The 20,001-nt window shown below is 37.1% G+C and carries 13 protein-coding genes, 1 tRNA gene and 4 pseudogenes; 3 read left to right on the top strand and 15 right to left on the bottom strand.

Features of this window, described 5'->3' with window-relative positions:
- Together PVV65_RS07070 and PVV65_RS07065 are read right to left on the bottom strand one after the other, a co-directional pair.
- The coding region (locus PVV65_RS07070; protein WP_273789700.1) for a DUF4043 family protein at nt 1–575 on the bottom strand (575 nt) is incomplete at its 3' end.
- Between the two features lie 98 nt (nt 576–673).
- Nucleotides 674–1,519, bottom strand: a pseudogene (locus tag PVV65_RS07065) (hypothetical protein); the annotation flags it as partial.
- A gap of 733 nt (nt 1,520–2,252) precedes the next feature.
- Between PVV65_RS07065 and PVV65_RS07060 the strand changes: the two are divergent.
- Nucleotides 2,253–2,489: pseudogene (locus PVV65_RS07060) on the top strand (type ISP restriction/modification enzyme); the annotation flags it as partial.
- A gap of 1,045 nt (nt 2,490–3,534) precedes the next feature.
- Here the strand turns inward: PVV65_RS07060 and PVV65_RS09980 are convergent.
- The 6 genes and pseudogenes from PVV65_RS09980 to PVV65_RS07035 form a co-directional block, all read right to left on the bottom strand.
- Nucleotides 3,535–3,639, bottom strand: a pseudogene (locus PVV65_RS09980) (transcriptional regulator); the annotation flags it as partial.
- A gap of 18 nt (nt 3,640–3,657) precedes the next feature.
- A pseudogene (locus PVV65_RS07055) lies at nt 3,658–3,735 on the bottom strand (Killer protein); the annotation flags it as partial.
- A gap of 13 nt (nt 3,736–3,748) precedes the next feature.
- Complete coding sequence (locus PVV65_RS07050) at nt 3,749–4,681, bottom strand: DMT family transporter (RefSeq protein ID WP_273789698.1); 933 nt, start codon at nt 4,679–4,681, stop codon at nt 3,749–3,751.
- 11 nt (nt 4,682–4,692) lie between these two features.
- A complete protein-coding gene (locus PVV65_RS07045) occupies nt 4,693–5,556 on the bottom strand; it encodes a carboxymuconolactone decarboxylase family protein (RefSeq protein ID WP_273789697.1) in 864 nt (287 codons plus the stop codon).
- A 753-nt stretch (nt 5,557–6,309) separates the two neighbouring features.
- Nucleotides 6,310–6,561: a type II toxin-antitoxin system RelE/ParE family toxin gene (locus PVV65_RS07040; protein WP_273789696.1), complete on the bottom strand. Its 252-nt coding sequence runs from the start codon at nt 6,559–6,561 to the stop codon at nt 6,310–6,312.
- Nucleotides 6,562–7,056: 495 nt separating this feature from the next.
- Nucleotides 7,057–7,133: transfer RNA gene (locus PVV65_RS07035), tRNA-Arg, on the bottom strand.
- A gap of 271 nt (nt 7,134–7,404) precedes the next feature.
- On the opposite strand from PVV65_RS07035, the gene PVV65_RS07030 reads away from it, so the two are divergent.
- Entirely contained in the window at nt 7,405–8,178 is a 774-nt protein-coding gene (locus tag PVV65_RS07030; RefSeq protein ID WP_273789695.1) for an NAD kinase, read from the top strand.
- Nucleotides 8,179–8,324: 146 nt separating this feature from the next.
- Nucleotides 8,325–9,728: a DEAD/DEAH box helicase gene (locus tag PVV65_RS07025; RefSeq protein ID WP_273789694.1), complete on the top strand. Its 1,404-nt coding sequence runs from the start codon at nt 8,325–8,327 to the stop codon at nt 9,726–9,728.
- A 60-nt stretch (nt 9,729–9,788) separates the two neighbouring features.
- Here PVV65_RS07025 and gltX read toward each other — a convergent pair whose 3' ends face one another.
- The 7 genes from gltX to PVV65_RS06990 all read right to left on the bottom strand — a co-directional run bounded on the left by gltX (nt 9,789) and on the right by PVV65_RS06990 (nt 19,972).
- Nucleotides 9,789–11,162, bottom strand: coding sequence for a glutamate--tRNA ligase (gene gltX, locus PVV65_RS07020; RefSeq protein ID WP_273789693.1), 1,374 nt, complete (start codon nt 11,160–11,162; stop codon nt 9,789–9,791).
- Between the two features lie 10 nt (nt 11,163–11,172).
- Nucleotides 11,173–12,834: an NAD+ synthase gene (locus tag PVV65_RS07015; protein ID WP_273789692.1), complete on the bottom strand. Its 1,662-nt coding sequence runs from the start codon at nt 12,832–12,834 to the stop codon at nt 11,173–11,175.
- 125 nt (nt 12,835–12,959) lie between these two features.
- On the bottom strand, nt 12,960–14,339 hold the full coding sequence (locus tag PVV65_RS07010; protein ID WP_273789691.1) for a class II 3-deoxy-7-phosphoheptulonate synthase: 1,380 nt from the start codon (nt 14,337–14,339) through the stop codon (nt 12,960–12,962).
- Nucleotides 14,340–14,411: 72 nt separating this feature from the next.
- Complete coding sequence (gor, locus tag PVV65_RS07005) at nt 14,412–15,803, bottom strand: glutathione-disulfide reductase (RefSeq protein WP_273789690.1); 1,392 nt, start codon at nt 15,801–15,803, stop codon at nt 14,412–14,414.
- A gap of 200 nt (nt 15,804–16,003) precedes the next feature.
- A complete protein-coding gene (locus PVV65_RS07000; protein WP_273755288.1) occupies nt 16,004–16,561 on the bottom strand; it encodes a DUF2059 domain-containing protein in 558 nt (185 codons plus the stop codon).
- 97 nt (nt 16,562–16,658) lie between these two features.
- Nucleotides 16,659–17,363: a ribose-5-phosphate isomerase RpiA gene (gene rpiA / locus PVV65_RS06995; protein ID WP_273755289.1), complete on the bottom strand. Its 705-nt coding sequence runs from the start codon at nt 17,361–17,363 to the stop codon at nt 16,659–16,661.
- A gap of 332 nt (nt 17,364–17,695) precedes the next feature.
- Nucleotides 17,696–19,972, bottom strand: coding sequence for a ComEC/Rec2 family competence protein (locus PVV65_RS06990; RefSeq protein WP_273789689.1), 2,277 nt, complete (start codon nt 19,970–19,972; stop codon nt 17,696–17,698).
- Nucleotides 19,973–20,001: the final 29 nt, after the last annotated feature.

The following is a 20,001-nucleotide window of genomic DNA, read 5'->3' as shown; positions in this document are numbered from 1 at the left end:
ACATCCTCTTTTGTAAGCTCTTCATCTGTTTTTTTCTTGGCTGGGCGAATAAGGCGCAATTTGCTTGGCTCTGATGGCGCATTAAAACCATAATGAACCGGTTTAAGCGTTATGGTACGCCCTTCAAAATGCATCCATGGTGCTGTATAGCCTGCTGCCTGAATGAAAAACATCATACTTAAACGGTCTGCATACCAATCAACCAACCCATCTTTTGCTTCTTTACGCAAATTAAAGGGAACACGTTGTTGATCAATAGAGCCTTCATATTTGATGCGCACAGCATGAGTAAGCTCGTTGATGCGCACCTTTTCATTCATAAATTGGAGGGCTTCTTCATTGCCTTCTAGCGTTTGTCCCTCGCTAACGCCATCCCCCATAAGTTGAACGCGTAATCCACTCGTAACGGAGTCACCAGCGGATTTTCCTAGCACATCCAACACTTGGATAATGCTGTTTTTGCTCTCCCCCATCAGCGGTGCAATGGGCAACGCTTTTGAGGTCTCTGTGTTTAGCATCTTAGCCCAAACGCCAACGGCTAATGGGTCATTGAGCTTTACTTCTGTTACTGCCATTTCAATCAATGCCTTTCTTGGTTTTAAAACTCGCCTTGCGGCTCCCCCAAACGATAACAATCACTTGGGTTCTCTCTGTCGCGCCATTGCGCACATCTTCATGCTCTACTCATAATTTGTTCAAATTTTTTGGGATTTTTCTCAACCCATGCTGCAAATTCTGCTTCCGGCATGGAAAAAAGCGTTCTCACATCCATACCACCTGTTAGAACTTGCCCGCCGCGCGCTGTAAGCGTCCGCGCTGCTTGAGAGCGCTCTTGAAGGACTCCCACTTCGTCCTTAACTGGTGCTCCACTATAGCCAAAAGCTTTCGCTTTTTGCACCAGCACCTCAATTGGATTTATACCGGCTTTCTGACACTGCTGGCATATTTGGCGCAATTCAGCACCAATTTGCTGTTGCCGTGCTACAGGGTCTTTCCATTGCGGATAAAGGCTAGCTTGCGCTTGTAGAACATTGTCTGCTCTTTCATAGAGATAGTCCGTGATACTGTCTAAATCTGGATATTTATCTTGTACCTGCGCTTTGGATTCCTCGAAATATTCCCCTAACTTTTGACGTTCATATTCCTCTTGACTCATGCGCTCTTGGCTCTCTCTCATATGAGAAAACTCATCAAGCAATTTCTGTTGTTCCTGTACCTTATGACTAAGCCATGCAACATGTGCTTCTGGGTCGTCTTTTAGAGAGGGAACATTTTCCTCACGGCGGCGCGTGATTTCTTCTTGCATTGCGGCATATTTTTGCGCAAGTTCAATAGCCAATTCACGCGCTTCAATGGCGCTTTGTTCTGCCTTTTGACGTGCTTGCCGCTCTTGCTCTAATTTATCAGATTCTATTGTATCAGAACTTGGCTGCTCCTGAAGAGCTTCTACAGGTAGCTGTTCAGAACTTTCCTCTGATTCAAACACCTCTTCAACTTGCTCTGGCTCGAACAACTCAACAATACGCTATGAATGGAATCCCTTAATGACAAGCCATAAAACATCACACTGAGGCAATTTGGAAATCTTATAGAACATTAACAATATAACAGTGAACTCTTCAAAGCACTCCCCATTATGAGTTTTGGGGGGGCTTTTTATAGGTATTATTTTATTTTTTAATCTAAAATAAAAATCATTATATTTCAATATGTTAATGTTTTAAAGAAACAACCTATATTAAATGCAATCCGTAAATATAATCTATAATATATATTTAAAGGGGTTTTGTAGGTTTTTTTTGGGGGGGTAAGAACCTACAAAACCTATCAAAATACTCATTCTGATATTTTAAAGCACGTAGTACATTTATCTTGATTAACCCGTGAAACGAACAGCAAATTTCACTACTTTGCTGATCTTATTCCATGTCATGGGCTGTTGATAAGCAGCCTTAAAGACCCCTTTTGAAAAAAAAATTCTGGTTTTGCAAGAATTTCACCTCATCTGACACTCGCTATTTATCCCAAATGGATTTAATTGACTTCAATTTGATTATTTTGAAGAGAATTAATCAGTAGAATATATTGTCATGGAGTCTATTCTTTATATCTCACCCTCTTTATTCTGATAATAAACATGTCTCTTTACGCTCTCTCTTACAAGCCTATCGTGATCAAGCGATATCAGAGCAAGAAAAGCAAGCTGCTTTTGAAAAGTTTGTCATTGCCTATTTGACGCAAGACCCGCTTCAGAAGCTTATGAGTATATTGTCAATGGTAGACCCGCTCTTGAATGGGTTATGGGGCGTCAATGTGTAAAGACTGATAAAAAGAGTGGCATTGTGAATGATGCCAATCGTTATGCCGTTGAAACCATTGGCAACCCTGCCTACCCTCTAGAGTTGTTTCAAAGGGTTATTACCGTAAGTTTAGAAACCATGAAAATCGTAAAAAAACTACCAAAATTGGAAATTAGAGAAACTGAATAGACTTGGTATGCCACATAATGGGTATATTAACCTTATAAGGGGTAAAAGGTCTTATACCTATAGGTTCTATACCCCCTTTATACATTGCTTACGTACAATCTTTAAAAGGATAATTTATCATGCGTTATTCTAAAAAGAAGAAACTTGCACTTTTAGATACTCTTATTTGGATTGCTTTAAGACTTTTAAGAAACCCACTCTTAAATAGAATTAGATTTTTTTACATTGCCTTTAAGAGGTTATACCGTAATCTAAAATGATAACTTTATCCTTTTCAAAAGCTTTGTTTAAAGAGAGTTATGTATATTCATTTTTCTTATATTACTTATAGGTTTTGTAGGTTCTTTAAACCCCCACCCCCCCCCCCTACAAAACCCCTTTTTATATATATTATAGATTGTATTTAATATAGGTTGTTTATTTAAAAGATTAACATATTGAAATATATTGATTTTAATTTTTTACCATTCAAAAAAAATAATAGAGGATCTAAAAAGAACTGACAAAACTGACATCACTGACAAAAGCCTATTAAAAGGAATTTTACTGATCTCTATAATTATCAATCTCTCTTTAGATGTTTTCATAACAGTCTATAAATTACAATTATCCTACTTATCGTTTCTCTTATGAAAATGAAAAATGATGCCATGGCTATAAAGCATATAACAGCTATAGAAAATGCGTAAAAACAGCAGCTTCAAATAACTAAACTGTAAATGAACGCATTGATTATAAAGAGAGCACCTATAAGAGGCTATTAAATTTTAAATGTATTATAAACAAAATTCACAAAAAAAATTAAATTCATTTAGTAAAAAAACTGATAGGTTATAAAGTTTAAAATACGCATAATGAGAGCCTTTTTAAATATTATAGATGTATAGATTCAAAACATAACACAATCGTTTCATAAAGCCTATAATATAGCTTTAAACGCATATAAATATAAAAGAAGCAATTCATAATCATAAGATATTATCAATACACAACGTATTTAAAAAATACAAAAAAAGATAAAATATTATTTGACAATAAATACGTATTTTGTTATATGAAGACGGTACGCTAATTTTTGTATTGTTATCCCCATTTCTTCTAAAAAAGCTACTTTTAGAACTTCACTAGAATGGGCGGGGTTATGCGTCATTTGTTTTCATTCCTTTCATCAATGGTAATCTTGATAATCAACAAGCTCCACATCTGTTCCGATAAAGCGAAAAATAACACGCCAATTTCCATTCATCTTAAAAAGTATATTACTCTTTATGCGCATTGGGAACGGCTTTTCTAGATCCTAGTAAGCTGAATATATAGCCTTGTCCGATTAGAACTCCAAAAATCGTAACAAAAACGCCTATGATTTGCATGGTTTGAGGGATGAAGCCGAACAGGATTTGCACCAATAAGGCTGAAATAGGTACAAAATTGAAAAATATCGCCGTCTTACCCGGACCTCGGATCGCTATTCCAATATTCCAAAATAGGTAGGCTAAAACTGATCCTGCAACCCCTATCCAAAGGAGTGCGAATAAACTAGCGCCGGACATAGACATGGTTTCTTGAAGAGGGGATTCGAATAAAAAGGTTAGGACGCCAAGGGCGACGGTGCCAGAGAGCATCGTCCAGCTTGTTGTTTCAAGCGGGGTTGCGTTCTTGACAAATGACCGCGTGCCCACGGTATAGAACGCCCAACCAATGGAACCTAAAAGAATCATAATATCTCCTTTGGCAAAGGAAACATGGTTAGACAAAAATCTCCCATTTGTTATGACTAAATAGACCCCGAACATGCTAATGAGCATCCCTATAACCCTCTCACAGGTTGGGAAAGATTTATTCATGATAGCTTCAATAATATTAGCACTAATAGGGGTTGTCGCCATGATGAGGGAGGCTGTTATGGGATTTGATGTTTGCAAGCCAACAAATAAAGCGCCATTAAACCCTGCCACACCGATAATCCCTAGGAAAATATAAGAAATAAAATTTTGCGATAAAACATGCCACCGCAAGCCTTCTTTGAAAATCATAATTAAAAATATGGCGATTACGGCAATGAGAAACCGCTCAAAAGAAGCTGTCCATGGAGAAACAGTCGTTAAAGCTATCTTAGTGGCTTGGAAATTGGAACCCCAAAAAAAGGTTCCTACGAGGGTTAAGACAAGAGCTATTCTGGGCGTGATTTTCATTGGATAGATCCTTATACTTGATACCAAAGTGGAGCATCGAGACGTATAGAAGAAATTTGTGCGGTATTAGATGAGGAAAGAATAAAGTTGACCGCGGAAGCAATTTCAACGACATTAATCGCTGCAGGAAAGCCTGCATAAGAAGCAATGTGAATTGCTAATTCAATCACCTGTTCGGGCGTGCCACCTACATTAAGCAGACCCTGTATATGCAGCTTCAGCTGTGGAATCGCAGTTCCTAACGTTCCTAACGCTGCCACCGTTATAATTTCCCGTTCAAAGAAGTTGAGGATAGGCCGTGTGTAGATATCACCAAACCCAAACTCAACAACAAAACGAGCTAAGTCTGGAGCAATGCTACCCAGTGTCTTAATAATCATTTGTCCATCGGGGCCATCAATATGTTCTAGTGCCTTCAGTCCAGATTCGTAGCGATCCTCGCATACTAATGGCGAGCCGCAACTAGATATGAAGTCTAGTTGCTTTTCATCAAAGACCTCTTTTGCAGCAAAAACACTATTTAAGGCTGCTGGAAACCCTGCATAAAGTGCCAACTGTATCATTACTTCAATCAGCTCAGCAGGACTACACCCAATATTAAGAGCACTGGTAAGGTGGAATTTGAGTTGCCGTCTTGCATTACCGAGAGTTGCAAAGATGGCAACGGTGGCAAGCTGCCGAATACGGCTTGTTAAGTGAGGTCGCTCATAAATTTCTCCATACACAAAAGAGATGATGAATTTTGCGAGATCAGGGGCAACATCGGCCATTTCTTCAAGAATTGAAGGGGTCTCGACCAATTCCATAGAGCGTAAACGCTCCACGCCCAATTCATAAGCATTTTTCTTATAATTTACAAATGTTTGTTCTTGCATGTAATGGCCCCCTCCCCACGGAGCCTTAGTTGGGTAAGGCTTTTACTTTCCTTAAAAACTAAACCTTCAATTAAAATGCAATACCTTATCTCCTCTTGCGGATTTGCATTGCATGAATCGTTATCGTGCTTTAATATCCTAGTCAATCATTTTGTAAATTTATTTTACATTATAGGCAATCCTTATGAAGCTATAGCAGATAGTAAGGGATTTTTCTATGGCATTAATATTACGTTGATGCAGCAGGCACGTGTAGCCTTTCCAGACGTTGTACTTAAGACTGAGCTAAAATTAGCAAATTAAACCCTTCTTATTCGTATTTGTGCAAGAGAACTGAGGTGTAACTTGTTGAGTGTAGAAACACCATGCATGATTATGTGCGCATTGAGCTATAGGACTTAGTTGTATTTAGTATTTTGCGGCTTGAATTTACCGAGGAAAGTGCGAAGCGTTAAATTTATAAAAGATGCTACTGACTTACCTCTAATCTAGTAAAGTTCTATCATGACAAAGCCATTTGTTGGGGTGTACGGAAGAGCTTTGTTTTTAATTCAAGTTAGAGGTATGTAATAGCAGATGAGTGCAGTACTCCTTTGCTGCAAAGTCCTCCAATCGGTTTAGCTAAAAATATTATGCCGCAATTAGGTGCCCAATATAGCTTGATCATGTCTATAAATTTTTGTTTAATACCTTTAGCACTGGAGAACTTTAGTAAAATTAATGCTGTGTGCCTCTATCAAGTTGTAAAATATATTATGCTTTAAGATCTCGGTAAAAATTTTCATGAGAGCCAAGTGCTAACAAGGTCAAAGTAATCGTGTGATCTTCATAGCTGTAAGCAAGCAGCGTCAATTGCTTGGCCATTTTAAATTTATAGACAAAAACACCAGAAAGATCACCTGTTTTGGCTTGACCAATGGTGGGCGTTTTCATAATGACGCGAACAGCTATGACCGGCAATATCAGTGTATAGAGAAATCGCTCTATCCTCATCTCCAAAACCATAATCACCATACCAAATACAGAGATTTTGAAAGAATTCAAATCTGGACGATTATTTCCACCCCATTACTTATTATTTATTTAACTGGTTATATTCCGTATCTGCATCCCACCTCATCATAGTAGCCTTTAGCTATAAGAATAAAAGCAGATTTGATTATCTATTTTAATAACTAGAACAACATATTTAGTGATCTATTGTTAATATCACCAGATTAATTCTACAATAGTACATTGAATTAATATGTATTTTTTATGTTATATGTTTTCACAGTTAAATTGAAATCATATTGAGATATATCTTGCTTTTTATCTCGATATTTAAAAAGGCTAATCTAAAAATTACAAACCATAAATTTTACTTCTCTTAAAATCATTTTCTTATTTGTCACAAAACTTAATAAACAACTCAAATGACCATTTTAGTAAAATTTTCTTCTTTTTAGATTTAGATAATGAGAAAAATTATTATTGAGGATGATGTTAAATTGAAAAGTTTGGTGCACCCGACAGAATTCGAATCTGTGACCTCTGCCTTCGGAGGGCAGCGCTCTATCCAACTGAGCTACGGGTGCTCCACACCGATTATCAAAATCAGTTGTGGTCTTTTAACTAATCATACGCTCAGCTTCAATGCTAAATTAGCATTCTAATAAAAAAATTACTTATTTGTAAATTATCTAGCAACGTAATCTTTTTTTCTTTTCTACAATGATACTTTATCTTGAAATAGCTTCTCTTTTGGTCTTCAATACTCTTTTTATTATAAAATAGCTTTTATTATAACTTCAAAACTCTCAAAAAATAAGTTACAAGATGCGTTATAATTATCAGGATAATTCTTAAATGATTACATTACCAAGTCGCTTTCATTTTATTTCCGCAGAGACTGAGGAAGCTATCAAAGCTACCCAGAAATTAATTTCCGTCTACGGTCATTCTTCTCTGGAAGAAACTGATATTGTTGTTGCAATCGGTGGTGATGGAACAATGTTACAAACCGTACGAGATGTTATGAACACTGGAAAACCTATTTACGGTATGAATCAAGGTTCTGTAGGATTTCTTATGAATGAATTTCATGAAAAAAAATTGCCCGATCGTATTGCTGTCGCCCATAAAAAAGAAATTCATCCCTTACGCATGATTGCAAAAGCTGAATATCAAGAATCTATCGAGGCACTTGCAATTAATGAAGTATCCCTCTTTCGGCAATCTTATCAAGCAGCAAAAATTCGTATCACCATTGATAACAACATACGTATGGAACAATTAAGTTGTGATGGTATCCTCGTCGCGACACCTGCAGGATCAACTGCCTATAATTTATCAGCACAAGGACCTATTCTCCCCCTTATGGCCCCTCTTATGGCTCTCACCCCTGTTAGCCCTTTTCGCCCAAGACGTTGGCATGGCGCATTGCTCCCCAATACAGTAACGGTGCGTTTTGATATGCTCGAACCTGATAAACGCCCTGTCAATGCTGCTGCGGATAATGTTGAGGTTAAATCTGTCCATTCAGTGACTATTTCAATGGCAACAGAAGTAACAGCTTCAATCCTTTTTGACTCAAGTCATTCATGGGATGAGCGTATTTTATCAGAACAATTTCGCTATTAATGATTGTATTATGCGCTTTATATGTATATGATTGTTATAGTTGGATTTTTTGTGAAAGCATCTTAACACTCTTTAAGAATGAAGAATATTAGTTGTACATATCGTTGAGATAGCGAAGTTAAAAGTACAGAGTAATTGATAAAAAAATGATACCATCTTTGAATAGTTTTGATGATTTAGGTCTTTCCTCAAAGGTTATTAATGCTGTAAAGTTAGCAGGATATACAGTTCCAACGCCTATTCAAAGTGAAACAATTCCTCATGTTCTTCAAAGAAAAGATGTTCTAGGAATCGCTCAAACAGGAACGGGTAAAACCGCCTCTTTCGTATTACCTATGCTCACTCTCCTTGAAAAAGGTCGTGCAAGAGCACGAATGCCCAGAACACTCATCCTAGAACCAACAAGGGAAATCGCAGCTCAAGTTGAAGAAAATTTCGATAAATACGGAATAAATCACCGTTTAAATGTTGCTCTTTTGATTGGTGGCGTTTCTTTTGAACACCAAGATCGTAAACTTGAACGAGGAGCGGATGTTCTTATCGCAACACCAGGGCGACTTCTTGATCATTTCGAGCGGGGTAAATTACTCCTGATGGGCGTTGAAATCCTTGTTATTGATGAAGCTGATCGCATGTTGGATATGGGCTTTATTCCTGATATTGAACGTATCTGTAAACTAACCCCTTTCACGCGTCAAACTTTGTTCTTTTCTGCTACAATGGCGCCAGAAATTACAAAGCTGACAAAACAATTTTTACATTCTCCTGTATCCGTTGAAGTTACAAAAGCATCCTCAACAGCAACTACAATTACACAACGGCTTGTCAAATCTGGAAATAAATCGTGGGATAAAAGAGCAGTTTTACGAGAGCTTATCCAAAATGAAGGTTCTAAACTTCAAAATGCTATTATTTTCTGTAATCGAAAGAGAGATATCTCTGAACTGTTTAGATCGCTCATCAAACATAACTTTAATGTAGGCGCACTTCATGGGGATATGGATCAATATTCACGTATGAATACCTTAGCCGATTTTAAAAATAATAAGCTTACGCTTTTGGTTGCTTCTGATGTTGCGGCCCGTGGGCTCGATATCCCTGCGGTAAGTCATGTGTTTAATTATGATGTTCCTACACATGCTGAAGACTATATCCATCGAATTGGTCGTACAGGGCGTGCAAATCGTCGTGGAAAAGCTTTTACAATCGTCACGAAAGATGATCAAAAATATATCAACGCTATTGAAGAAATAAGCAATGAAAAAATTGAATGGCTCAATGGAGATCTTTCGACTTTAATAACCGATGATCAAACAGAAGATATTGTTGTAAAGAAAAAATCTTCACAATCATCAAAGAAAAATGCTGCCAAAGATGCTCTTTTCCCCCCTAAAAAAACTGTAAAAGAGAATAAAATAGATTATATCAAAAATATGAAGCGTAAAAAAAATCCATCCGAGCAACAACACTCACGAAAAAATACGAATTACGCGCCCCTTGGATTCGGTGATGATATTCCAGCATTCATGCTCATAAAAACGCGTAAATAGGTTCGTACTTTACTCTCTCTAAGCGTACAATAAATAAAAAATGTTTTTAAAAAACTTCTCTTATTTTTTAGAGAGTTTTTCTATTACCTTTTCGCGGCCTAAAAGCTGCAAAAGCTTTCCCATTTCAGGTCCATGATCCATGCCCGTAAGTGCTTGACGTAATGGCATAAATAAAGACTTCCCTTTCCGCCCCGTTTGTTCTTTTAATGCTTTCGTCCAAACTTGCCAACTTTCATTCTTCAATACACCTTCAGGTAAAAAATTGAGTGAAAGCTGCACGAAAGCACGGTCCTCTGGTGCCACGGTATCAAAACTCTTTTCATCATGAATAATTTTCCACCACAAGACAGCATCATTGACTTTATCAATATTGCTTCTTATCGTATTCCAGAAATATTCTGCCTTTTCTCCTTCAATAGAAAGACTTTGAAGACGTGTTTTAACGTCCTCATAATTTAGTTCATGAACAAGATGACTATTCAGAGTACAAAGATCAGCAATATCAAATTTTGCAACCGATTTTGATGTATTTTGTAAATTAAAATGTTTTAAAAGCGCTTCTTGATGGGGATAGGGATGCACATTTTGCGATGTCCCAATCAAAACAGCAAGACACTGAACAGCTATCGATTCAAATCCTTCTTCCCGTAGAGAACGGATAGAAAGATCATTATTACGTTTTGAAAATCCTTTTCCTGAGACTGTCGCCAATAAATTGAAATGACCAAAAACCGGTAATTCTGCACCCAGAGCTTTAAAAAGAGCAATCTGGGCGCCTGTATTTGTAACATGGTCATCGCCACGAATAATATGTGTAATGGCCATATCTACGTCATCCACAACAGACGGTAATGTATAAAGATAGGTTCCATCTTCACGAATAAGAACAGGATCTGAAAGAGAAGCCAAATCTATCGTCTGTTTTCCCTTTACGGCATCATTCCAGAAAACTTCTGTTCTCTTTGTTTTCAAAGGATTATTTTCAAAATTAGGAAGAAGAAAACGCCAATGAGGTTTACGACCTTGCGATTCAAAGTTTTTTTTCTCTTCTGCTGTCAACTTCAATGCAGAACGATCATAAATAGGAGGCAATTTACGAGAAAGCTGGATTTTACGACGTCGTTCTAATTCTTCTGCTGTTTCATAACAGGGATAAAGCAAACCACGTTGTTTGAGAATTTCTGCCACTTCATCATATCGATTAAACCGCTTAGATTGATAATAAATTGCATCTGGTTGAATTCCAAGCCATTCAAGGTCAACAGTAATAGCATCGATATATTCCTGTTTAGAACGTTCAATATCTGTATCATCATAGCGCAAAATAAACTTTCCTTTATGCGCCCGTGCATAAAGCCAATTGAAAAGCGCACTACGAATATTACCAATATGAATATAACCTGTTGGAGAGGGAGCAAAACGAACTTTAACCATAAAAGAATACTCAATTTTTATCGCGAAAATGATTGACAATAGGATAACGACGATCGCGTCCGAAATTCTTGTAACTGATTTTTACACCGGGTGCAGATTGTCGCCTTTTATATTCAGAACCATAAAGAAGCTGTTCAATTTTCTCAACAGTTTCTCGTACATGTCCACGTTGAACAATATCACAAATACTCATCTCATTTTCTACAAGAGATTGCAAAATATCATCTAGAATAGGATAAGGGGGGAGAGAATCTTCATCTTTTTGATTTTCCCGCAGCTCTGCAGAAGGTGCTTTTTTTATAATATTGGGTGGTATGACAATTCCTTCTGGTCCCTTTAAATGATGCAAGTGATTTTTATTGCGCCACTCAGCTAATGCATAAACCTGCATTTTATAAATATCTTTAAGAGGATTAAAACCTCCATTCATATCACCATACAATGTTGCATATCCCACAGCCATTTCTGATTTGTTGCCTGTTGTCACCACCATTGAGCCCAATTTATTTGAAAAAGCCATTAAAAGTGTACCGCGTATACGACTTTGAAGATTTTCTTCTGTTACATCAGAGGGTAAGCCTAAAAAAAGAGGCGATACTATATTCAAAAAAGCTTCAACAGCTTGCTCAATCGGTATGACTTTATAGTGACATCCCAAAAGATTGGCACATTCTTTGGCATCGTTTAATGATTCTTGCGAAGTATAATGATAGGGCATCATAAGGGTGCGAACCCTCTCAGCACCAAGAGCATCTACTGCCATTGCTGTACAAAGAGCTGAATCAATTCCTCCTGAAAGACCAAGAATAACATCTTTAAAACCGTTTTTATTGACGTAATCTTTCAAACCTAAAACACAAGCTTGATAATCAGCGGCTAATCCATTGAGAAGATTTTCATTAGGCCCTGAAACACAGTGCCACCCGCTCGTTTTTCGTTGCCAATGGCTCAAAGCAAGATGGCTGTCAAAGTGTTTCATTTGAAACACTTTTTTACCTTGTCCATTCAAAGCAAAAGATCCCCCATCAAAAACCAGCTCATCTTGACCACCAACCTGATTAGCATAGATAATTGGTACTCCAGATTGAAGTGCTTGCGTATGAACAACGTCTATACGTTTTAAGGTTTTATTACGATAATAGGGAGATCCATTAAGAACCAGAATAATTTCAGCACCTTTATCTTTAAGCTCTGTACTAAGAGAGAAATCATTCCAAATATCTTCACAAATCACTATTCCTAATTTTATCCCATGATAAACAATAGGCTCAGGACGTGGTCCAGAAGAAAATAGACGCTTTTCATCAAACTCAGCATAATTAGGTAAATCAAACTTAAAACTTTCAGCAATGACTCGCCCTTCATCAAGAAGCATGATACCATTGTAAATATCGCTATTACGTCTTAATGGAAGACCAATGACAATTCCTGGTCCGCCTACGGTTATTTTTGCTAATTTTTCAACAGCCTCTTCACATGTTTTTGTAAAAGCAGGTTTTAAAACAAGATCTTCGGGCGGATAAGCACTTATAAAAAGCTCCGTGAATAGAACAAGATCAGCTCTCTCTTCTTTAGCCTTTTGATGTGCCATGACAGCTAAAGAAAAATTTCCTTCAATATCACCGACAGTAGGATTTAATTGGGCAACTGCTACCCGAAAGTTATCTTTCATAAGTCTTTATATCGCTTCATCAGTTTGGCAACCACAACTTTATTCTTCACCACCAGAAATATTATTTTTTTTAATTCTTTTCGTCCATAACGATCTAAAGTAAAAAATGTCAGACAAATTTTTACCTAGCCACCAGCAGCAAGTGCTAACGGGTCAGTTGCACGATTTTTCTTAAGGAGTTCAGCAACAAGAAAAGCTAACTCTAACGCTTGATCTGCATTTAATCTTGGATCACATTGTGTATGATAACGATCAGATAAATCATCTACAGAAATAGCATGGGCCCCACCCGTACATTCCGTTACATCACGACCTGTCATCTCAATATGAATTCCACCTGGATAGGTTCCCTCTGCACGATGCACTGCAAAAAAATTCTCTACTTCTTTTAAAACATAATCAAAGGGACGCGTCTTATAACCATTGGCAGTAATTGTATTGCCATGCATTGGATCACATGACCATATCACCTCACGCTTCTCGCACTCAACGGCACGGATGAGTTTAGGCAAATAACTCTCAACCTTATCATAACCAAAGCGCGTAATAAGAGTAAGCCGCCCTGGTTCATTTTCAGGATTTAAAATATCAATTAATTTTAAAAGCTCATCAGATTCCATGGAAGAACCACACTTTAATCCTATAGGATTTTTAATACCGCGACAATATTCAACGTGAGCATGATCAATTTGACGTGTACGGTCACCAATCCATAACATATGGCCAGATGTTGCATACCAATTTCCTGAAGTTGAATCAATCCGAGTCAATGCCTCTTCATAACCAAGCAAAAGCGCTTCATGACTGGTATAAAAAGATGTTTCACGCAATGAAGAATGCGTTTTGGATGTAATCCCTATGGAACGCATAAAATCAATTGCTTCAGAAATACGCTCTGCCAATAATTCATAACGTTCCCCCTGCGGACTGTTAGAAACAAAACTCAACATCCATGTGTGAACATTTTCTAAATTAGCATACCCTCCTTGTGAAAAAGCACGCAACAGATTAAGTGTTGCCGCAGATTGGCGATAAGCCATAGACATCCGTTGCGGATCTGGAATACGAGAAACGGCTTCAAACTCAATGTCATTGATAATATCCCCACGATAAACAGGAAATTCAATGCCTTCTCTCCTTTCAATATCAGAAGAGCGGGGTTTTGCAAATTGACCAGCAATACGACCAACTTTAACAACGGGTTTAGAATTCCCAAAGGTTAAAACAATCGCCATTTGCAAAAATACACGAAAAAAATCACGGATATTATCAGCTTCATGTTCTGCAAAGCTTTCAGCACAATCACCTCCTTGCAATAAAAAAGCCCTGCCTTTCGCAACAGCTGCTAATTCATTTTTTAAATCACGTGCTTCACCGGCAAAAACCAAAGGAGGATATCTTCTCAGCCTTCGTTCGACATCTTCTAACATAGACTTATCCGGATAAGTCGGAACTTGTTTAATTGGCCTTTTCCTCCAAGAGTCAGGCGCCCATTCTTTTATCATTACACGCTCTCTAAAAAATTAAGCTTCCAGCTTAGCATATCAAAAACTTTTTACCACACTACGGGGTGCTGTTTAATTTTCTATTTTCTTTCCATTTTCATATATATAACTTGGTTTATACATCGTTACTAATTCTTCTGCCATCGTTGGATGCACCGCCATCGTTTCATCGAAAATATCCTTTGTCAGCTTACCCTTAAGAGAAATTCCAATAAGTTGTGCCATCTCACCAGCGTTTTCTCCTAAAATATGAGCACCTACAACAATACGGCTTTCACCATCAACAATGAGCTTCATAAACATTTTCTCTGAACTACCGGAAAGAACATTCCGCATAGGACGAAAAACTGTACGATAAATTTCAAGACTCTTATAACGCTGTATCGCCTCTTCTTCTGAAAGACCTACCGTTCCAATTTCAGGTTGTGAAAAAACGGCTGTTGTAATTAAATCATAATTAGGTTTTGTGGAAATATTTTCAAATGCGGTCTTAACGAAACACATTGCATCATGTATCGCAACAGGTGTTAATTGAATATGACCCGTTACATCCCCTACAGCCCAAATATGGGGGATATTTGTCGTCATTTTCTCATCAACAATAACACCACCAGACGCATTAACTTCTATACCTGCCCTTTCAAGTCCTAAATCCACTGTATTGGGCATACGCCCCGTGGCTAACATAACTTGATCCGTGTTGATCGTTTGCCCATTTGATAAAAGAACATTATAACTATTTTCTGCCGCCTGCACTTTAGAAACTGTCACTTTATAGAGAACAGAAATCCCTTTTTCAATCATTGCATCATGGAGCAATTGTCGTAAATCGTGATCAAAACCACGAAGAATTAAATCACCACGATGAAGGAGTGTCGTCTTTACACCTAACCCATGAAAAATATTAGCAAATTCAACACCAATATACCCTCCACCAACAATGATTATTGATTTTGGGAGTTCATCAAGATCAAAAATCTCATTAGAAGTCACGCAAAAATCGGCACCTTCTATAGTCATATTTGGTGCAACTTTTGCCCCCGTTGCAATCAAAATTTTTTCAGCAGTTACCCGCTCACCCGTAGTAGAAAGCTCTAATGTGTGATCATCGATAAAAGTAGCACGACTTTCGTAAATATGCACATTGTTATTTTCTAACCCCTGACGATATAGCCCTTCTAATCTTGATATTTCTTTATTTTTAGCCGCAACCAACTTTTTCCAGCTAAAAATTGGATCCGCATATTTCCATCCAAAACCAATGCTTTTCTTAAATTCTTTTGCATATTGTGAAGCATAAACATAAAGCTTTTTGGGAACACAACCACGAATAACACAAGTTCCCCCTATCCGATATTCTTCTGCTATAGCGACACGCTTACCAAGACCTCCAGCAAGCCTTGCTGCACGCACCCCACCAGAACCACTTCCAATAACAAATAAATCAAAATCAAAAGAGTCCACAAACTATTCCTTTTTATATATTTACAACGATAGGTTAAAGTCATTTATTATTAAGCGAAAGTCTTTTTTCTTTTAAAAAAATATTTTTCTATAAAGCAATAGTCTAAAAGAGTAGACTCTTAATAAAACATTTAAAACGGCGAAAAAACGCCGCTTTTAAAAGTAAGAAATTTCCGATTACAGTCATGATATCAGTCAAGTTATTTTTTATTTTCTGGAGCTTCTGATTTTATAGGCATAGTAGAATTATTCAAGTTAAGTGTTTCAGACATTTCTTTTTTCACATTTTCTACAAGATCCTGCATAAGAGCAGAGCGCCATACATCAAATGTAGAATAGGAATCACGTGCAATATTAGGAACTTCTGTCAAAAACTTTTTACCGGTATCAGAATTATAAAATGCTGTGATTGCATCAAGCTCTTTTTGCGTAAAATACTTTGCATACACATGGGCAATCTCTTTTTCTAGATCAGAGCGCCTTTTAATTAAAGCAAGCGCCTGCTTATCAACAATATCAGAAATAGCTGTTGCCAAATTCGGATCATCACTGATCAGTTCATTTTTAAAATCTTGGACTGCATTTGGTAAAAAACTATCAAATTGATCCGTTGCATGGATAGCCCTAATCGCCTTTCGGGCTGAATCTAAATGTTGATCACTCACACCCTGTGCATAAACCATTCCAATATTCACAAAAAAAACAGCAATTGTACTGAAACACACGAAAAAACGCTGAAAAGAAAATATTATTCTCATTTAATGATTACCCCAATCGCTAATTATAATTTAAATTCGTTATTCTACCCAAAATCTTTTTTTATTGTGCTAACATATCACCATGTAAATGTCTTTTCTAAAAATCAAATGGTTCTAAAATTTTTATTTGACCATCAGCCATAGCGATAATTGCACGTGAAGCCAACCCCAAAAAAAGACCATGCTCAACAACACCAGGAATGGAAAGAAGAGCATCCGATAATAATTTGGGCTGAAAAATGCATCCCCAAAATGCATCAAGAATAAAATGACCACCATCTGTTTTAAAAGGATTCTTTCCATTCATTCGCAATGCAATTTCTCCAGAGAGTCCTAAATTATCAGCGACTTTTTCGATGGCTTTACGTGTTGTATGGATACCAAATGGATTCACTTCAATCGGTAGTGCAAAAGCACCAAGTCTTTTGACCATCTTTGTTTCATCAGCAATGACAAGCATTGCACGAGATGCCGATGCGACAATTTTTTCATACAACAATGCTCCCCCTCCCCCTTTAATGAGCATCATCTCAGGACCAATTTCATCTGCTCCATCAATATCAAGATCCAGTTCATGTATTTGTTCTAAAGTGCGAACAGGCACTCCAAACTTATGACAGAGCTGTTCAGAATATCGTGAAGTCGCAACACCGGTCACATGTAAACCGTCTGCAACACGCTCACCAAGAAGACGAATAAATTCATTAACAGTTGAACCAGATCCGATACCAAGCCGCATATCATCTTCAATAAATTCAAGCGCTTTAATAGCTGCCCTTTTTTTTAACTGCTGAACATCCATGAATGACTTTACCTTTTATCCGCAAACAACATTTATCACCACTATTACTACCAATAATAATGATAATAAAAGGCAGTCTTTTTACTCAATCTATCTAAATTTAACCACCATCTCTTTTTGAAGAGATGTTACTCGTTATAGAAATATATGATAAGAATAAAATAGGATAATCAACAATTATCTTTTTTATTTCTCCGAAAAAATTTGGAGACTTTTCCTCATTCACAATAAAATCGATAAGCTAATCAATAAAAAAAACGCAAAAATGTATCAGAAATATCTTCTGTTGTTTTTTGTTTTGTTAATTGTCCAGATATGAAAAAATGCGCAAATTATATATTTTTTTGTGAATATTTTCTGTGCATATTCCACGGTCTATAAAACCCTAGAGAAGACCAAATGATATCCCCACCTTTAGTCATCATAACGCTTCCTCTTAATAACAAGTGCTGGGGAGTAAATATTATTTTTGCCTTCTTATGACATGTTGGATTATGCATTACAAATGTCTGAATAAGAATATCTGCCTCTATACAGTGATCTATTCTTTCACGTAAAATGATAACTTTTAATCCATCCTCTAATAAGGATGTACATACATAATGATCACAAACAAATTGTCCGTGAAACGAAGGACCGTACTTTGTTGGTTTAATCGTTTCATTCAAACGAAATGACTTTTTCCAGATAGCTGTTGTAAACTTAGAATGATGATAACGATCAATATATAATTTTCTATCATGGATAACACCCACGAGACGCATATTATCTGCTATAATCAATTGTACAGGTGAATGCATTATACAAATAGAAATACCAGCCAAAATAAAAAGACTAAAAAAGAGCCTGATAGGTGTTTTGAAAAAAGTTAATCCAACCAAGCCTACACTCAATAAAACTAATGCAGACAACGGCATAAAGCCAGGATTCAAATCAGGAGAAATAGCCTTAATAGCATGTGCAATCTTTATCACAAGATCAATACCAAACCCCATAATTTGAAGAGGAAGCCATTCGAATCCTCCTAACATTGCAAGAACTGCGATTAATCCAAAAGGGATGACCAAAATTGAGATGATAGGCAAAGCAACAGCATTACTGATAATGCTTAAAGATGCCATATTAGAAAAATGATAAGCAGCATAAATTCCACTTGCACTTCCTGCTACAAACGAAGACACACATGTTGAAAGTATTGATAAAAAAGCAAAATTTATCACTCTTTCTCCAACATAAAAGGAAATTATTTTTCTTGTACGAAAAAGTGACCTTCTGCTCCACCAATCAAAAAAAGCAATCAAAGCAGCCGTCGCAGAAAAAGACATTTGAAAGCTGGGGCCTAATATTTCATGGGGTCGAATCGCTAGAGTTATCAACCCCGCAATAGAAAAATTACGCATTGTTATAGCAGAGCGATTACATAATATAGCAACCAACATAACAGCAATCATCACAAAACTTCTTTGTGCTGATACTGCTAAACCTGACAAGAGCAAATAAAAAGCCGTTATCATAAATGCAACGATAGCAGCAAATTTTTTATTGGAATAATAGGAAGAAAAAACTGGAAAAAATGCTAAAAAACTACGGATGCTCAAAAGAACTAGGCCGCTCAACAAAGCCATATGTAAACCTGATATAGATAAAATGTGCGCTAATCCAGCCGTACGCAGTGCCTCGTTTATCTCATTTGAAATACCAGCACGTTGTCCTGTTATGAGAGCTGCAGCAACACTTCCCTTTTCTCCTTCAAGGGCTAGAAGGATTCTTTGTGTCATCTTCATGCGTAAATTTTCAATTTTCTGTAGAATGATAGCGAATATTCCATCAGGCGGAGAAACGGATATTTTTATTGGTTTTCCTAAATAAACGCCTTGCGCCCCAATCCCTTTAAAGTAATTATGAAAACTAAAATCGTAGCCTCCTGGACGCACCGCCCCAGAGAATGCGCGAATCTTAACTCTCCCATACAGGCCATCGCCAATTGCTAATCCAGATGGCAAATATCTTGCCGATACGCGAACACGATGAAGACTATGGTATAATATGGGCTTTTCTGTACTCAAAACATCCAAAACTAAGCGAAATCCCCTTTTGGGAACTGACTCAACGGAAATAATTCTTCCCGTCAATGTGGTGACAATGTCACTGCTTAACATGGGGGTTGCAATACGCCACGTTTCTATTTTTGCCGCCAAAGCGCCCAATGCGATACAAAACAAAAATCCCGCAAGAATCCATATTTTTCGGTAAAAACGTGCAAGATAGAATATTCCCCCAAAGATGCTAACCGATACCCCCAATTGTCCCCAACTTGGCTCCAGTTCTAAATAAAAATAAAAAATGATTCCTAAGGAAAAAAAGACTAAAATCAGTGAAAAAAGAATACCAAAAGAAACTTCTTTCTCGATACAATCCGCTAACCATTTTCTAATAACAATGATTGCTTTCTTTAAGAGCATTAATAAAAAAAGTTTTTGTTGCTTATAACTGCCATTCTTTGCATCATCACAGCTAGAAAAAATACCCTGCCCTATCTGATATGCATTTTTTCTTTCTATAACAGATTTTGCGGATAAACCCTCTTTAACTTTACTTTGATTAAACATCCGCTCCCCACTTTAACTCGCAATGCGGC

The organism is Bartonella sp. ML70XJBT (assembly GCF_028618425.1).
Classification (GTDB): domain Bacteria; phylum Pseudomonadota; class Alphaproteobacteria; order Rhizobiales; family Rhizobiaceae; genus Bartonella.
This window is presented reverse-complemented; position numbering and strand designations above follow the sequence as displayed.